This is a genomic window from Novosphingobium sp. BL-52-GroH (assembly GCF_044813085.1).
In the GTDB taxonomy this organism is placed as follows: Bacteria; Pseudomonadota; Alphaproteobacteria; order Sphingomonadales; family Sphingomonadaceae; genus Novosphingobium.
The window spans coordinates 255,079-270,624 of the sequence record NZ_CP171151.1 but is presented as its reverse complement, the minus strand read 5'-3'; the positions used below and the strand labels follow the sequence as shown (position 1 = coordinate 270,624).

The 15,546-nt window shown below is 65.6% G+C and carries 16 protein-coding genes; 8 read left to right on the top strand and 8 right to left on the bottom strand.

Annotated elements, in window-relative coordinates:
• Positions 1-15: 15 nt before the first annotated feature.
• From ACFFDA_RS11395 to ACFFDA_RS11360, 8 genes are all read left to right on the top strand, one after another.
• On the top strand, positions 16-528 hold the full coding sequence (locus ACFFDA_RS11395) for a toxin-activating lysine-acyltransferase (RefSeq protein ID WP_404479242.1): 513 nt from the start codon (positions 16-18) through the stop codon (positions 526-528).
• A gap of 159 nt (positions 529-687) precedes the next feature.
• Positions 688-1,395: a hypothetical protein gene (locus ACFFDA_RS11390; protein WP_404479229.1), complete on the top strand. Its 708-nt coding sequence runs from the start codon at positions 688-690 to the stop codon at positions 1,393-1,395.
• A gap of 4 nt (positions 1,396-1,399) precedes the next feature.
• Entirely contained in the window at positions 1,400-2,032 is a 633-nt protein-coding gene (locus ACFFDA_RS11385; protein ID WP_404479228.1) for a hypothetical protein, read from the top strand.
• Positions 2,033-2,290: 258 nt separating this feature from the next.
• A complete protein-coding gene (locus ACFFDA_RS11380) occupies positions 2,291-3,217 on the top strand; it encodes a nucleotidyltransferase and HEPN domain-containing protein (RefSeq protein WP_404479227.1) in 927 nt (308 codons plus the stop codon).
• A gap of 221 nt (positions 3,218-3,438) precedes the next feature.
• A complete protein-coding gene (locus ACFFDA_RS11375; protein ID WP_404479226.1) occupies positions 3,439-4,038 on the top strand; it encodes an RNA polymerase sigma factor in 600 nt (199 codons plus the stop codon).
• Entirely contained in the window at positions 4,035-5,129 is a 1,095-nt protein-coding gene (locus tag ACFFDA_RS11370) for a FecR family protein (RefSeq protein WP_404479225.1), read from the top strand. The genes ACFFDA_RS11375 and ACFFDA_RS11370 overlap by 4 nt, the downstream gene beginning before the upstream one ends.
• Positions 5,130-5,204: 75 nt before the next feature.
• Positions 5,205-7,742 carry a TonB-dependent receptor plug domain-containing protein gene (locus tag ACFFDA_RS11365; protein WP_404479224.1) on the top strand — a complete coding sequence of 846 codons (2,538 nt, stop codon included), beginning with the start codon at positions 5,205-5,207 and terminating at the stop codon, positions 7,740-7,742.
• Positions 7,743-7,745: 3 nt separating this feature from the next.
• Positions 7,746-9,884, top strand: a complete 2,139-nt coding sequence (locus tag ACFFDA_RS11360) for an Atxe2 family lasso peptide isopeptidase (RefSeq protein ID WP_404479223.1) — start codon at positions 7,746-7,748, stop codon at positions 9,882-9,884.
• Between the two features lie 12 nt (positions 9,885-9,896).
• On the opposite strand, the gene ACFFDA_RS11355 is transcribed toward ACFFDA_RS11360, so the two are convergent.
• The 8 genes from ACFFDA_RS11355 to ACFFDA_RS11320 form a co-directional block, all read right to left on the bottom strand.
• On the bottom strand, positions 9,897-11,642 hold the full coding sequence (locus ACFFDA_RS11355) for an asparagine synthase-related protein (RefSeq protein WP_404479222.1): 1,746 nt from the start codon (positions 11,640-11,642) through the stop codon (positions 9,897-9,899).
• Complete coding sequence (locus ACFFDA_RS11350) at positions 11,639-12,049, bottom strand: lasso peptide biosynthesis B2 protein (protein WP_404479221.1); 411 nt, start codon at positions 12,047-12,049, stop codon at positions 11,639-11,641. The genes ACFFDA_RS11355 and ACFFDA_RS11350 overlap by 4 nt, the downstream gene beginning before the upstream one ends.
• Positions 12,050-12,389: 340 nt before the next feature.
• Positions 12,390-12,524 (bottom strand): benenodin family lasso peptide, encoded by a 135-nt coding sequence (locus ACFFDA_RS11345; RefSeq protein WP_113941883.1) that lies wholly within the window; start codon positions 12,522-12,524, stop codon positions 12,390-12,392.
• Between the two features lie 145 nt (positions 12,525-12,669).
• Positions 12,670-13,320, bottom strand: a complete 651-nt coding sequence (locus tag ACFFDA_RS11340) for a GntR family transcriptional regulator (protein ID WP_404479220.1) — start codon at positions 13,318-13,320, stop codon at positions 12,670-12,672.
• A 203-nt stretch (positions 13,321-13,523) separates the two neighbouring features.
• Positions 13,524-13,964, bottom strand: coding sequence for a MarR family transcriptional regulator (locus ACFFDA_RS11335; protein ID WP_404479219.1), 441 nt, complete (start codon positions 13,962-13,964; stop codon positions 13,524-13,526).
• Positions 13,965-14,172: 208 nt separating this feature from the next.
• Complete coding sequence (locus tag ACFFDA_RS11330; RefSeq protein WP_404479218.1) at positions 14,173-14,634, bottom strand: hypothetical protein; 462 nt, start codon at positions 14,632-14,634, stop codon at positions 14,173-14,175.
• A gap of 33 nt (positions 14,635-14,667) precedes the next feature.
• A complete protein-coding gene (locus ACFFDA_RS11325; RefSeq protein WP_404479217.1) occupies positions 14,668-15,006 on the bottom strand; it encodes a hypothetical protein in 339 nt (112 codons plus the stop codon).
• A gap of 7 nt (positions 15,007-15,013) precedes the next feature.
• Entirely contained in the window at positions 15,014-15,487 is a 474-nt protein-coding gene (locus ACFFDA_RS11320; RefSeq protein ID WP_404479216.1) for a LuxR C-terminal-related transcriptional regulator, read from the bottom strand.
• Positions 15,488-15,546: the final 59 nt, after the last annotated feature.

The window sequence follows — 15,546 nt, the reverse complement described above, 5'->3', positions numbered from 1 at the left end:
GAATTGGACACTGAGATGACGACTACACAGGATACTGCCCCTACCGCGCCGCTGACGGTCAGCCATTTCCTAGGGGAAATGGCCTGGTTGCTCACCCAGTCTCCGCTGCATCGGGGCCTAGCGCTCTCGGACCTGGAATGGTTGGTGATGCCGGCGCTGCTGCATGAACAGTTCTATATGTTCCGCGATGGCCAGCAACCCGTTGGCCTCGCCCTGTGGGCGAAATGCTCGCCCGTGGCTGCCGCCAAGCTCGAAAAGGGCATGATCGAGCCGGAGAACCGGCTGACGCTTGAGGAATGGAAAGAGGGCGACCAGCTTTGGCTGGTCGACCTGATCGCGCCTTTCGCGAATGCCGAGAACAAACAGCGCGAGATCATGATCGCCGATCTCATTTCCGGCCCCCTCAAAGGACAGGAGTTCCGTTTCCACCAGACGGACCCGCAGACCGGGAAGCGAACCGTCCAGGTAGTGACGGCGGACGCTGGCGAGCGGTTGCGCCATGCCGTCGAGCAGACCTCCAAGCCATAGCCGATCTCTCACGTCTGCTGCTTCCCGCGAGGATGCTCCGGTCGGTCAATACGCCGTCGGTCGTTTGAATCGTCCCTTCGCTCGCAATCTACGCATCTCTATGGGGAATGGAGGAGAGAATGCGGCGAAGGTCTTCTCTATTTCATTGGGGGTACCATCATGAAGAAAGTCCTGCTCGCGGCGAGCCTCGCCGCCGTTGCCATCACTACGCCCGCGGCATTCGATCCTGCCGTGGCAAAACAACGCACGGTCATCGAGCAACTGCCGGCCGAGATCGTCGACAAAAACTACGTGGGTGACGTCGAAGTGATTGTCGCCGACACGGCCAGCAAAAAGATGGCTGACCTCGAGATCAAGGCCGGAGCGAAGCGGACGGAAGCCGGTCTCGCCGCATTTGATCCGGCTTCGACGGCGCCCTCCCGCGACCAGTACGCGACGCTGCCCTTCGCTGCGATGATGCCGAACGTCATGCGCGATGTGACCCGCAAGTGGGGCCTCACGCCCGAGCGTGGCGGCAAGGCGGTCAACCTGCGTATCACCATTGAGAACATCAAGACCGCCAACGCCGGGATGGCCTTGCTACTTTCCAGCGCGGACGAACTGTCCGGCGAGGTCGTTGTCCTCGATCCGGCATCGCAGCAGCAGATCGGCAGCTTTTATGTGCAGGTCCTCAATAATCACGGTGGCCTCGCCGGCCTCGCGATGCGCGGCGGGGGCATCCGGGAAAAGCTCGCCGAGGAATTTGCTCTGGAAAGCTCGCGGATCCTTACCGGCAGCACGAAAAAAGACTGGAAGAAGCGTCTGAAGGCGACCGAGCAGGCCGGGGGCGAGAAGGCTGCAGCCATGCCTGCTGGCGCTGGAGCCTGATTCAATGTTTTCCGCATTTCGCCGTTACGCCGCGCCGCTTCGCACGGCCGGCATGGCCGTAGGCGTCATCGTCGCTGCAAGTTTGCCCGCGTCGGTCGTCGCGCGCACCGTCGAGTATATAGGCGATCTCGTAGCCATTCGCACGGCCGCTGACGACCAGGGCATCGCGGGGCCGTTTTCAGAGGCCCCGGCGCCCGGCGACGCGCTGCTGGCGCTGGAAACTGCAACGGCCGCCGATCATCGCGTGATTATCGCCAGCAACTATTGCCAGGCCTATCACATCGAGAACCCGGTCTCGCTGCTGCTTCAAGACTTGGTGGCGGCTGCGAACGGACCAAGCGGTAAGATCGTCAGCCCGGCAGGCAAACCGGTTGTGAAGCTTAGGGTTCTTTCCGGCTCGACCCTTCTTCGATGCATGGGCAAGAGCGATCTTGCCACAATCTGCAAGAATAGGGTGCGGATCACTGCCGACGCGAGCGTCACGCGTGCCGACGGGTCGGTTGCTCATGCGCCGCTCGTCGCGCAAGTCGAGCGGGAAGGTCGGGTCGGGGGTTTTTGCGGCAATATTGCGCGCTATACCGGTATCGTCACGAGAGAGGCGGCCATCGATCTGCTCCGACAGGCCCGAGCACTGTAGGCCAAGGGGGCTGGAGTACGAGAACCCGTGTTCCAGGGTTCACGGGGCCGATGGCGAAATTCAAATGGCGTCTCTCGACATTTGAGCGCCGGCCGCCCGTGAAACTTGCACCGTCGCTGCTTTTCGTTCTATATTTGTGCTCCAGTCTTTTTCGCCGCCGCTTGGATGGCGCGGCGCGGATTGGCAAAGGTCTTTCAGATGTCCGCGTGAAATGCGCGTTGCTTTTTATGTCCTTGGAGCCTTACTCCGAACCGAGCCATGCGTACCGACATCGATCATCTTCCCCCGCACAAGCAGCGCGAACTGGACCTGGTCGTCGAGATGCTGTTCCAGGGGCTTCGCGACGCGACGGGCAATGCGACCGGGCGCCGCAAGTCCGGCCGCATCCTGAAGATCATCCTGTTCGGTTCCTATGCACGCGGGGATTGGGTGGATGCGCCGCTCGACGCCAACAGGTACAAGTCCGACTATGATCTCTTGGTGATCGTCAACCAGAAGGACCTGACCGACCGCGCCGCCTACTGGGATGAGACCGAGCAACGCGTCGTCACCGCCTACAATTTCGAGAAGACGCTGGGCACGCCCGCCACCTTCGTCGTTCACTCGTTGCAGGAAGTGAACGACGCTCTGGCACACGGGCGCCTGTTCTTCATGAACATCGTGACGGATGGCATCCTTCTCTACGAATCCGACGACAGGCCGCTGAAGACGCCGGTTCCCAAGACGCCGGAGCTGGCTTTGGTGGCAGCGGAAGAATATTTTTCAAAATACATAGGCGATGCGACCCGATATTTCGATCTCGCTCAGACTGCAATCGAGCGAAATTATTCAAACGAAGCGGCATTTCTACTCCATCAAACGGTCGAAAATCTTTACCAAGGATTGCTGCTGACTTTCACATTTTACACGCCTTACGATCACAATATCCTGTTCCTGCGTGACCTTGCCGAGGACATCGACCGCAGCCTCTTCGACGTCTGGCCGCGGAGTTCGCGCCGCGAGCGTGCGCTCTACCAGAAGCTCAAGGATGCCTACCGCAAGGGCCGCTACTCGCGCCATTACACGATCGCCCGCGAGGACCTGAAATGGCTTGCCGGCCATGCCGAGGTCCTGGGTCAGCGCGTCCATGCCTTGTGCCAGTCGCGCATCGCCGAACTGCGCAAGGCCGTGACCGGCCAGGCTTAGCCGGGCGGCGTCTTGCGCGCCGGGTTCGTTTGGGTATCATGAGCGTCGGAGGCGTCGATCGCCGGCACTCGCCTTCCTCCTGTTCTGCCAGGCATCACCACATCCGTCCCTGCGGTCGGGTGGCAGGGGTTCTTTAAAGACCTCGCGCGTCGCTAGCTCTCGCCAACCCCGGACCGTCCCGGGGCGTGATGTCTGCTGGCCCGTCGAGGTCGTGCGTTTCCATGCCAATGCGACATGCCCGGGCGCTTGCCAGCGAACGCCGCACCGCTGCGCAACCGTCGGACCCGGAGGACGGGGATGACAGGTGCGACGAGAATAGCGGCGGCACTTGCAGGATCGAGGGTCTTTACCGGGCCGAAGCGCCGCGTCTCACCCGCTTTTTCCGGCGCCGGATCGGTGAGGGAGACGAGGCGCCCGACCTCGTCCAGGAAGCCTTCGCGCGGCTTGCCGCCTTCATGGCGCGCGAGGGCCTCGCCAATCCGGCCCCCTACCTCCAGCGCATCGCGCGCAACGTGCTGTTCGAGCGCACTCGGCGCCGGTCGCGCCGCATGGCCGCCTCTCACGTGTCCATCGACGATGAGCGCGACGTGGCGGTGGGCCCCGTTCAGGAGCACGCCCTTGCTTACGCGGACCTCATGCGGTTGTACGAGGCCGCCGTTTACGGCCTTCCCGACAAGACCCGCACGGCGTTCCTGCTTCACCGCGTCGACGAACTGACCTATCGGGAGATCGCCGAGCGGCTCGGCATCAGCATTCCCACTGTCCAGTACCATGTCGGCAGGGCACTGGCGCACATCTCCACGGCTCTTGAAACCGAATGACACACACGGACCGATTGCGAACGCGCGAACTGCGCGAGGATGCGGCGATGTGGTTCGCCCTCATGCGCGGGCCGGAGGCGGAGGCGCAGCGTGCCCGGTTCGAGACCTGGCTGGCCGCGGAATCCGCGCATCGCCAAGCCTATAATCACATCGCCGAGGTGTTCAGCCTCGGCAAGGGACTCAAGCCGCTTGTCGAGGCCCCCGAAGCGCTCCTTCCCGCCACGGCGCGGCAGCCCTCTACCCTCGCGCGCGCTACCGGTAATCCGGTCATCGTGCTGCTTCTCTTCCTCGCGTTCGTCCCCGTGCTCGTCGGCCTCACTATCGCGACCATGCTGGCGATCGGCCCCGGCCATCCGTTTCTCCAGGCGACCGGGTCGGGAACGAGCCTGGGCGGCGAGACAAGCCTCGCCACCGGGCGGGGCGAAGTGCGGACCTTCCGCCTCGGCGACGGATCTCGGGTGACCCTCGATTCCGACAGCCGGGTCCGCGTGGCGTTGTCATCCCAGCGGCGCGACCTCGCCCTGCTGCGCGGGCGCGCACGTTTCTTCGTCGCGCATGAGCCGCGTCCCTTCGTCGTGGCGGCCGGCGGGGGCTCGGTCCTGGCACGCGGCACGGTCTTCGACGTCGCGCTTCGCGGCGAGGCCGGTGCCAGCGTCGACCTCATCGAAGGGCTGGTCGACGTCCGCCAGCCCCGCGCCGGCGGTGGACCCGCAGGTTCGCCTCGCGACGAGAGCGAGGTGACGCGGTTGACTGCCGGCCATGGCCTCGCGATCGGCGCACCCCGGGGCCTGCCGCTGCGCGCGGTCCCGTCGGCCCCGATCGACTGGACAAGCGACTTGCGCGCCTTCCAGGAGGTGCCCCTGCGCGATCTTCTTGCAGAAGCGAACCGCTACACCGACAAGCCCGTGGTCCTTGCCGAACCCGCTCTCGGCGATCTTCGCGTCTCGGGGACGTTCCGGGTCCGCGAACCGGTCCGCCTTGCCGGAAACCTCGCCGAACTGCTCGACCTTGCGCTTGTCGAAAGCCCATCGGCAATCGCGCTCGCGCGCCGCTGCTCCCGCATGGAAAAGAACTTTTGCCCGCCCTCATAAATTTCGCCTGACCGGCATGGATACCCCCGAACAGCCTGCAACCAGGCAATGGGGGTATCCATGATGGACAAGAGATTGAGCACACTGTTCCTGGCGACGAGCCTATGGGCGCTCGCCGTCCCGGCCGCAGCGCAGGAACCACGCCATGAACTGCACTTGCGCGCGCAAGGTCTTGGCGAGGCGCTGCGCGCGCTGGGCAGCGCCACTAGGCGCGAGATCATCTTCACGCCAGGCGCCGTGGCAGGCAAGTCCGCCGCGCCGATCGACGGCGCATATACGCTCGAGGAGGCACTCGATCTCCTGCTGGCGGGAAGCGGCCTTGTCGCGGTCGAGCGGGACGGGAGTGTCCTTGTCGTGGGGCGATCGCAGGTGCCGCAAGTCCCGGCGGCATCCCGCGGTGACGGTTCCGCGATCCTGGTAACCGGCTCGCGCATTCGCGGGGCGCCGCCGGCTTCCCCGGTCACCACGCTCACCACCCGCGACATCGCCCGGGCCGGTCAGACCGACCTCGGCGAGGCCGTGCGTACTTTGCCGCAGAGCTTCGCCGGCGGCCAGAACCCGGGCGTCGCGCCGGGAGCACCGGGCAGCAACAACAACCAGAACTCGGGCTCAAGCATCAATCTGCGCGGTCTCGGGCCCGATGCGACGCTTACGCTGCTCAACGGCCATCGGCTGGCCTACGGCTCCTTTACCCAGGCGATCGACGTCAATGCCATCCCGCTCGGCGCGGTCGAGCGCATCGAGATGGTCGCCGACGGCGCTTCGGCGCTCTATGGCTCGGACGCGGTCGGCGGCGTCGCCAACATCATCCTGCGCAAGGACTATGACGGGGTCTCCGCCACGGCGCGGCTCGGTGCCGCGACCGATGGTGGTAACACGCAGCAGCAGTACAGCCTTGTCGCGGGAACGCTGTGGGACGGCGGCGGCCTCGTCGCCACCTATGATTTCGAGCACGATACGGCGATCACCGCGCGTCAGCGCGACTTCACGAACTACATGCCCGGGAACAGCACCCTCCTTCCGGCGCAAAAGCGGCACAGTGCCGTGCTGAGCCTGCACCACGAACTTGGGCCTGACCTAACCTTCAGCCTCGATGGCCTCTACAACTGGCGGCGTTCGTCCACCGTTCTGCAGGTGCCCGGCTCCGCGCGCTATACGACCGAGCCGACCAACCGGTCCTTCGCGGTCGCGCCGTCGCTGACGTTCGAGGCGACGCCCTCGCTGTCCTTCACCCTGAGCGGGGTCTATGGCGAGGACCACACCGATACCCGGCAGTTCACCACCACCCCGGCCGGCGCGGTCAGCGCCTATCCCTATTGCTACTGCAATTCGGTCAAGTCGCTCGAGGCGACGTCGCAGGGCGATGTCATCGACCTGCCGGCGGGCCCGGTCAGGTTCGCTGCCGGGGCTGGCTACCGCGACAATGGTTACCTCAACCGCTCCGCGAGCCTAGCCGAGCCGATCGACGCGCACCAGGACAGCTATTACGGCTTCGGCGAAATCTACGTCCCGCTGGTCTCGCCCGGGCAGGCGGTCACCGCCATCCATCGCCTGTCGCTGAGCGGCGCGCTGCGCTACGAGAAATATCCCGGCATCGACGACGTCCTGACGCCCAAGCTGGGCGCGATCTATGCGCCGAGCGCCGATATCGATCTCAAGGCATCCTGGGGCAAGTCCTTCAAGGCGGCAACGCTCTACCAGCAGTATCAGCCGCAATATGCCTTCCTCTATCCCGCGACGACCCTGGGCGGCGCCGGTTACCCGGCCGGTGCGACGGCGCTGTTCACCAATGGCGGCAACCCGGCGCTCAAGCCCGAGCGCGCAACCTCATGGTCGGCAACGCTGGCCGCGCATCCCCGCGCCGTTCCCGGGTTGCAGGTGGAGGCGAGCTATTTCGAGATCGCTTATCGCGACAGGGTCGCGCAGCCGTTCCAGGGCACCGACTTCTACACCGCGCTCGGCGCGCGAACGCTCGACGACTTCGTAGATCCCTATCCCTCGGCCGCCCTGCAATCCGAACTGATCGCGGCATCGCCCGTACCGCTCTACAATTATTCGGGCCTGGCCTATGATCCGGATGCGGTCGCTGCGGCGGTCTACAACACGTTCTTCAACGTCGCGCGCCAGCGAATCCGGGGCCTCGACCTTATGGTACGCTATGAGGCGCGGCTGGGCTCAGGCGATACGCTCGCGTTCAACGGCTCGGCGTCCTGGCTGCAGTCGCGCCAGAGGCTCGACCCCGCCCGGCCGTACACCGAACTTGCCGGCACGATCTTCAATCCGCCGCACTGGCGGGGAAGGGCAGGTGCGACATGGACGCGCGGTCCCTTGAGCGCCTCCGCCTTCGCCAACTATACAGGCGGTGTCGAAGACACCCGCGGCGCCCCCGCAGTCCGCGTCGGATCCCAAACCACGTTCGATCTCGCGGTCGTCTATCGTGCGTCCGCGCAGGGTCTCGTCCCGGGCCTGGGCTTCGCGCTCGCCGTGCGCAACCTGCTCAACGACAAGCCCGCCTACGCGCGGCCGGTGGCCGACTATTACGTCAGCTACGACTCCACCAACCAGTCCGCGATCGGACGCTTCGTCAGCGTCTCGCTCACCAAGGAGTGGTGAGCAATGAAGGAGATTGATTTGGATGGTGACGGATCGTCATCTGCCGCTACGGGCCAGCTGCCTCGCCTTGCAGTTCGCCGGGCATGTAAAAAGAACCTGCGTACCGCCTTGGGCGGAGTAATCCTTGGCATCTCGCTGGTTCCGGTCGCATCGTGGGCAAGCCAGCCGCCCTGCGACCTGTTGCCTCCCGCGATGGCGCCGTCGGCGCCGGAGCGTGAGATCACCGCGCTTGACCTAGCACGGCTGCGCGACTTCGGGGGCATGCAGTTCGATACTTATCCTGGCCCACCGGCCGCGCTCTCTCCCGATGGCCGGCATGTCGCGCTGCAGCTTCGCCGCGGCGATCCCTCCTCCAACCGCTATTGTACCGGCATCGTCGTCAAGGAAACCGTTGGTACGGCGCCGCCGCGTATCGTCGCCGATGGCGGCGAGATCATCCGGCTCTCGTTCGACAAGTACGGGTTTTCCGGGCTGGTGAGCGGCGCCCCGGTGCCGTCGGTGCTGCGCTGGTCCCCCGATGGTCGCCGACTCGCCTTCACCAAGGCCATCGGCGGCCTAATGCAAGTCTTCCTGGTCCGCCCCGATGGATCGGGCGAGGCGCAACTGACGCGCTCGCCCGTGTCGATCGACGACTTCCAGTGGCTGCCGGGCGGCGCGGCGATCGTCTATGCCAGTCGGCCCGCGCTTCTCGACGAGGAACGGCGGATCGATGGCGAGGCACCGAGCGGCTGGCGCTATGACGTGCGATTCTGGCCCATTGCCGGCGGGCGCCCCCATCCGCCGTCCTCCACACCCAGCCGGATCGACGTGATCGCGCTGGCCGACCGAACTCCGCGTCCTGCACTGTCGGCCGAAGGGCTCGTACTGGCGCCGGACGGAACGCCCGGTTGGCCAGCCAGCGCTACGCAAGTCTTGCCAGTCGGCGGCGGCACCGATCGCGCCTGGCTGGCACCGGTCGACCCGAGCGCCTTGTTCAAGCCCAACGTTCTCCATGTTTCGATGAATGGCCGCGAGCTGCCTTGTCCGCAGTCGGCCTGCACCGACGTGGTCGGGCTATGGAAGCGCGATCCGCGCACGATCCTGTTCCTGCGCCGACAAGGCGTGGCGCGCAGCGAGATGGCGTTGCTGAGCTGGGACCTTGGCAAGGGTGCGCCCCGCGTGTTGCACACGACCATCGATCCGTGGCTTGGCTGCCAGCTCGGGCCCATCGAACTGGTCTGTGCGGCGGAAAGCGACACCGCGCCGCGCCATGTGATCGGCGTCGACGCGGGATCCGGCCGAGTCCGCACCATCTATGATCCCAATCCGGAGTTCGCCGCGATCCGGCTTCGCCGGCCCGAGCGCATGGCGTGGCGCAATGCCTTCGGCATCGAGACCTTCGGTGACCTTGTCCTCCCGTCCGACTACCGTCCGGGCCATCCGGCGCCGCTCATCGTCGTCCAGTACGATTCGCGCGGGTTCCTGCGGGGCGGCACCGCCGACGAATTCCCGATCCAGCTGTTCGCGGCCAAGGGCTTTGCCGTCCTCAGTTTCAATCGGCCGCCGTGGTATGGGCTCCAGGGGCCGCCGCTCGACCTCTTCGCCTTCCTCAAGGCCAACCAGAAGGACTGGTCCGACCGGCGCAGCGTACAGTCCTCGCTCGAAATCGTCGTCGAGCGCCTGATCGCGCGCGGCATCGCCGACCCTGCGCGCATCGGCATCACCGGGCAAAGCGACGGCGCCACCACGGCGACGTTTGCGCTCGTCCATTCGCGCCTGTTCAAGGCCGTGGCGCTCAGCACATGCTGCGAGGAGGCGACGATGATGGCGAACCTCGGGCCGGGGTTCGAGGATTGGTACGCCAGGACCGGATATCCGAGGTTCAACGAGGATCGCCGCGGCTTCTGGAAGGAGGGATCGCTGGTGCCCAATCTCGGCGATCTTCCGCCGGTACCACTGCTGATCCAGGCGGGGGAGGAGGAATTTCGCTTCGCACTGCCGACTTATGCCGCCGCGAAGAACGCGGGCTGGCCGACCGAGATGTACGTGTTTTCGGGCGAAGGTCACGTCAAGCTCCAGCCAGCGCACCGGCTCGCGGTCTATGAGCGCAACCTTGCCTGGTTCCAGCGGTGGTTCAAACCGCGCGAGGGCGCGTCGCCGTGAGCGCGGCGGTGATCAGCCACGACGTGCGCTCAGCCAGGCCTCGACATCGACGAACCGCATGATCCGCACATACATGTGATCTTGCGCGTCGGGCACCTTGCCCAGATTGGCTTCGAGCGCCTGGCGGTCGACGATTCCGCGCGCGCACAGTTCGCCGTCGAGCAGCATGCTGCGGATTTGCGCGAGGTTTTCGAGGTACAGGCTTCGTACCAGGCCGGTGAAGCCGCCTTTCGAGGTACGCTGGACGATCCCGGTCGGTAGCTTCCCGGCGTAGGCGCGGCGCACGATCGCCCGGTTGACGCCGTCCCGGTACCACAGCCATGTCGGTTGCCGCAGGCAGGCCTCCAGGACAGGCTGCGAGAGGAGCGGGTAGATGACCGGCACGCCGTCCTCGCCGTCGAGATAGTCCACCAGTGCGAGGCCCCGCATGATTGCCGCTATGTGCTCGCGCTTGCCGACCGGGAGGGCCGCGAATTCGTCGACCCAGGGGTGGGCAAGATGCGACGTTCGGGCCTCTAGCAGCCCGCGCGCGAGCAGGCGCTCGTCGCGCGGCCATGTCCAGGCCCGGCGGCGGCGAAAATGCTTTTGCAGCGACCGCCGGGCGATGAGTAACGGCGAGCACTCGGTGACTGCCGCAACATCCATCAGAGTGCGCCGATATCCCGCGCCAAACCCTTCGACTTCGAGCCGGTCGCTCGCCGGCGTGGCCGATCGCAGGAAACAGAATACGTTGTCGCCGCCGCTTCCATAGGCGATCGCGCGCGCTCCGACTTCTCTGGCGACCGCGCCTGCATGCTTGACGATGCTCTGGGTGAAGGCGCGCGTCGAGGGACGGGGACGCCGCCCGGCGCTCGTCAGGGGCAGGGCTACGTCGCTCGGGGACAAGCGACGCTGATGCGGGCGCAAGTCGAGATGCCGGCATACTTCGCCGGCGAAAGCCCTTTCGTCGCCGCTCCCCGTCCCGCTGATCAGCGTGATGCAGTGGCAAAGAGCGGGCAGCGTTGCCGCGAGAACCGAGGAATCGAGGCCCCCGCTGAGCGTAAGTGCCACGGGCCCGATGTGCGCGGACCAGTCCCGGCATGACCGCTCCACCGCCCGCGCGACATCGTGCTCCGCTTGCTCGAAAGAGGGAACGCGCCTCTCGTCGATGAACTTCGCTGGAGTCCACAACGCATGGTGGTGGACCCCCTCGTGTCCGATACGCACGATCTCGCCCGGGAGGACTTCCTCGATGCCGAGCATCGCGCTCGAGCGTCCAGCGAGGTCGGGATAGAGCAGTTCATCGGCGATCACCGCCCAGTTGATCGCGTTGGCGCGACCAGTCAGAGCCTCGATGAAGTCGAGATGGGACGCGATGACGAGTTCGCCGCCCCAACGTGTATAATAGCAGGGGCAGCGCGCCGACGGATCGCGATAGACGAAGACCTCGCCGGTGGCCTCGTTGGCGGTCCATGCCACGAACGCACCCCATCGCGCTTCGATGGCTTCGAGAAAGCTGGCCGGCGCGGCGTTGCGATCGTGGTTCGCGACAAACGGCTGTCCGTCCGCAGGGCGGGCGAAGGCGGGTCCTACCACATGGGTGGCCGCCGGCATGCCGCTGACGGTCTCGGCCGGTCCGGCAGCGAACAGGACGTACGTCGTCGAAGAGACACAAGGGGCCAGTCCCATTTCCGCCGCTACCGCCGGGGAGGCCATCCGGGCAGGTGCGGGCCGGTCCTTCTCGAGCGCCACTACGCCGAAGTAGGATGCGAGCGTCATAGTTGCAGGATCGGGGTGAAGCACGAGACGCGTTCGTGCGTATCGCCAAGGATCGCATCCGTGCTTTGGACCCAGCAATGCGCCTCGAACGGGTCCAGCCGCACGCCGAACACCATGTTGCATGCTATTTCGTGCGCGCGCAGGAAGTGCACCAGCGCGATGGAGTCGGGCAGGCAGGCCCCCCGCGCGGGTAGAAGCTGCCGCGCCTGCACGAACATGGCAGTTCGTGCCGCCACGTCGGCCTCGGCCATGGGCCGCGATGGCCAGGTATCGAGGCGCCGAACCCGCTGCGCGAGTACGCGCAGGGGAAGCGCGCGGACCGCGAGGCGCGCGGTGATGATCCGAGCGAGCGCCGCCATCATCGTCTGCGGCGGCGGTCGCCGGTAGCCCACTGCAGGCGGCGGCATATCATACGCTGGGACACGGATGGTGGGCTGTTCGGCCGGACGGGTGTAATCCTTATCGCATAGGCCGATCCGCGCGAGTGCTTCGAGACATTCGGCGGGCCCACCTGCGGGCCTGCCGGCGCATCGCAGGGTATGGAAGGCTTCGACAAGGTTAGGCGGCAATTGCAGGTAGGTGTCGCGGCGAATGTCGATGACGACGATATGTGAGCCGACTGTGCACCAGGATATTTGCGAGCGGGCCATGGGGCATTCTGACTCCCGGCATGTCGGATGCTGCAGGCAGCGCCTGCTCCGAAGGGATGGTGCTTGGCGCATCCCCGGGGATGCGCCAAGCGGTCGATCAGTCGTCGAGGATGCCGGCAAGGCCCTGGCCTGCGGGCGCATCGACGGGGTTGCCGACGATGCCCTTGGTTTCGACGCTCACCGCGCCGAGTTCGACGACGTCGTCACGGCGGTCTTCGCTGGTGCGTTCCATTTCGTCTACTCCTTCTCGCCGCTTGATTGCGGCGCGATAAGGATAAGACGCGATATGAACGGGCGCGAACTTGTATTGTCCCGAAATGAGAGTCAGTCCGATGCGTTAGGCCGTTACAGTGTTTTTGCGTGAAAGTTGATAAAATTCATGGCCTCTTTTGTCCGATCCCCGCGGTTGTTGGTCGGAGCATATTGTGAATGCGCGGGCTCAACCGGATTCTATTTCGATGATAGCGCCCTACGATCCGGCGCGATGCGGCCACATCTTTCGCCGCGATCGTCGCGATGACTTGCGAGAGTTCGTCGACGGCACCAGGGATCACCAGATGCTCGAGGGCCCGTGCGCGCGCGAGTGTGAGGGCGACGGCCTCGAACGCCCGCGCCAGTTCTTCGTTGCGCGAAACCGAGACCACGATCCCGAACGCCGCGCCGGCGACTGGTGCCACGTGTCCTGGCTCATCGAACCTGCGCGCAAGCGCGCTGACCTGCTCTCGCACGCTTTCCGGCAAGGCGCTGGCAAGCGCAAGCCGGAGCAGTTGGCCATGCCATTCATAGAGCCCGGCCAGTCGGTCGGGACTGAGCGCTCTGACGCGAAAACCGCCGCCCGGAAGATGTTCTACCAGGCGCTCGCCCACGAGACGGTTCATGGCGTCACGGACAGGTGTGCTGCTGGTACCGAATTCATGCGTGAGCCTGTTGAGGTTGAGTATCATGCCGGGCGTGTAGGCTCCCGCGACGATCTCCTGCCGGACGAGGCCATGGATATGATGTGCTGTCACGGGTTCGGGGGCCATCATGATTCTCCGTCCTATGGGCAGCAGCCAGTCCGCCTGCCCCGCTTCTCGCCCCGTTCGGAGGCTCCCCGTTCGGTCCGCGCGGGACCACTCACGGCTTACCAGCCTCCTGCCGGCGCCGTGCCGACGCGGTCCTGCACGGTTACTGCATGTTTGCAGGCAGAAACCGCGGGCCTGTCGATTGCGATCTCGGGTGCGCCCTGGCCCTATGGCAACGAGTCCGCCGCGTCCCTGGGGCTGGCGCTGTTCCAGATGCCCGCGAAGTGGTCGAGCAGGCGGCCTATCTTTTTCCGGCCTTCCGGTGTCAGGCTGACGCGAACGTAGCGGTTGTCGCCGCGCCGCCTGCTCCGGTCGTTGCCGATGTCCGAATGCGCACCGCGGCTGCAGGCGACGAGGCCATGCCGTTCCAGTTCGCCGATCTTGCGATGCGCGGTCGATGCCGGGACCTGCGAAGCGATGCACAAACTCCAGGCATAGAGTGGGCGATGTTCGCGCTCGGCGAGATAGAGCTGGGCAAGCATGTCGAGGCGGGGCGTCGATGCGAAATGCCGGTCGAAGCATTCGCTCGTCGCCTCTCGCATCCTGGCAAGAGCCCGGCATGATTGGGCCCGCAGGTCCTCGTTCGGCATCCCTGTCATTCCGGCCATGCCGTGCTCCGCCTTCGAGCGGAACAGGGGGGAATTCCCCTCGTTGCGCGAGCAGTGGCCTGCGCCGATCCGGCACGGTCATGCTGTTCGGCGGGGCGGGTCCGGCCGCAACACGGCGGTATCGTCACCCGGCTGGCCTGCGCTCGTCCTCGTGCGACTGAGCCTTGCTGGCGCCTTGTCGCATTCGGCGCGAGGCTTGGCTTCGAGATCACTGGGGTTGCGATCGGCCGGTTCGGCTCCACGCCGGGTCGAGGGCGCCGCGACGCCTGCGTCGATGGTGGCGCTCGGTTCCGACCGCGAGCAGGAATAGCATCGGATAGGACAGCTTGCCGATGATCCACCAGTAGGCCAACGGCAGGATTGCGGCATCGAAGGCACGCGCCGCATGGGCAGCGAGTGCCACGCACTGGATCGCGGCGACCCAGAGCGGCCAGAACCGGTTCGCCGTGAGCGCGATGGCAAGCAGCGCCGCGAAAAGCGCTCCGTCGATCCAGAAGAGCAGCCATTCCACATCGCGGAAAGGCAACGCAGCCTGCATATTCGCCATGCTGGTCGCGACCGCCGCAACCAGCATGGCCATTGCCGTCAGGCGCTCCGGGGCGCCGCCACGACACGCGGCATGTATTGCCAGCAATGCGATCAGGACGAGAAAGGCCGCGATCTGGGTCATCTTTGTGCAGGTCCGCATCATCATGCCCGTGGATCATCCGCCGAGCTCGGGTTGATCCGGGCCGATCGCACTCGACGGCGGCTTGAGGACGTCGCCAAAGGCCTCCACGTCGATCCCGAGCTTGCGGCCGAGCACTTCGAGCATGCGGTGGGCCTCGGCGACATGGCCAAGCGCGCTCGATGTCAGCAATTGTGCGTTGCTGATCGCGGCAAGGACTTGGTGGCCTGCCACGGGTGACACATTGCGGCCGATCTGCGCGAGGATCGCGGAGGTCGACAGTTCGCCGCCCTTGGCGAAAAGCGTCTGGAGCAGCTTCTCGTAGGCATGCAGGTCGCTGGCCAGCGTGGCGACTGCCGGTCCGCCGCCGCTCATTCCGCCCTCAATCGCTGCCGAGAAGCCGGGAGAGGACCTCGAGGCCGACGGCAAGCATTCCGAAGCTGGCGGCGGCGGCGAGGACGAGAAGGATGAACCAGAAAAGGCGGTGGATAGGTCCGAGATCATTGCGGTGTACTCCCTTGTGACGAAAGGGAAGCAGCACCTGCCAATCGCCGACCTGCAACCCTTGGCCCGGGGATGGGTCATCGTTCGAGGCCATGGCTACCCCCGGCAATTCTCCCTCGAATTTCCCGGGGGTCGCCGGCTCCTTCCCGCCGAACAGCATTTCGGCGGCGCGGCGCCGGTTTGGCGCGCCCAGGATCGCCACCGCTTCCGAGATGTAGGAATCCACCGTGCCGACGCCGATTCCCAGTTCGGCGGCGATTTCCTTGGAAATCCGAAGCTGGAAAACATGCCAGAGGCATTCGCGGTGGCGCGGCGAGAGCCGGGCGGCGAGGGTGTCAATGTCCTCCGTCACTGCGGCTGCCTTCTAGAGTACGGCAGCGCGAAGCGGCGGTCCGCTGAGCGAGCGATCGG

Excerpts from the sequence above, each read along its gene's own strand:
- ACFFDA_RS11395 (WP_404479242.1), top strand. The coding sequence starts at position 16 with ATGACGACTACACAGGATACTGCCCCTACCGCGCCGCTGACGGTCAGC.
- ACFFDA_RS11390 (WP_404479229.1), top strand. The coding sequence starts at position 688 with ATGAAGAAAGTCCTGCTCGCGGCGAGCCTCGCCGCCGTTGCCATCACT.
- ACFFDA_RS11385 (WP_404479228.1), top strand. The coding sequence starts at position 1,400 with ATGTTTTCCGCATTTCGCCGTTACGCCGCGCCGCTTCGCACGGCCGGC.
- ACFFDA_RS11380 (WP_404479227.1), top strand. The coding sequence starts at position 2,291 with ATGCGTACCGACATCGATCATCTTCCCCCGCACAAGCAGCGCGAACTG.
- ACFFDA_RS11375 (WP_404479226.1), top strand. The coding sequence starts at position 3,439 with ATGCCAATGCGACATGCCCGGGCGCTTGCCAGCGAACGCCGCACCGCT.
- ACFFDA_RS11370 (WP_404479225.1), top strand. The coding sequence starts at position 4,035 with ATGACACACACGGACCGATTGCGAACGCGCGAACTGCGCGAGGATGCG.
- ACFFDA_RS11360 (WP_404479223.1), top strand. The coding sequence starts at position 7,746 with ATGAAGGAGATTGATTTGGATGGTGACGGATCGTCATCTGCCGCTACG.
- ACFFDA_RS11355 (WP_404479222.1), bottom strand. The coding sequence starts at position 11,642 with ATGACGCTCGCATCCTACTTCGGCGTAGTGGCGCTCGAGAAGGACCGG.
- ACFFDA_RS11350 (WP_404479221.1), bottom strand. The coding sequence starts at position 12,049 with ATGCCGCCGCCTGCAGTGGGCTACCGGCGACCGCCGCCGCAGACGATG.
- ACFFDA_RS11345 (WP_113941883.1), bottom strand. The coding sequence starts at position 12,524 with ATGGAACGCACCAGCGAAGACCGCCGTGACGACGTCGTCGAACTCGGC.
- ACFFDA_RS11340 (WP_404479220.1), bottom strand. The coding sequence starts at position 13,320 with ATGATGGCCCCCGAACCCGTGACAGCACATCATATCCATGGCCTCGTC.
- ACFFDA_RS11335 (WP_404479219.1), bottom strand. The coding sequence starts at position 13,964 with ATGGCCGGAATGACAGGGATGCCGAACGAGGACCTGCGGGCCCAATCA.
- ACFFDA_RS11330 (WP_404479218.1), bottom strand. The coding sequence starts at position 14,634 with ATGACCCAGATCGCGGCCTTTCTCGTCCTGATCGCATTGCTGGCAATA.
- ACFFDA_RS11325 (WP_404479217.1), bottom strand. The coding sequence starts at position 15,006 with ATGAGCGGCGGCGGACCGGCAGTCGCCACGCTGGCCAGCGACCTGCAT.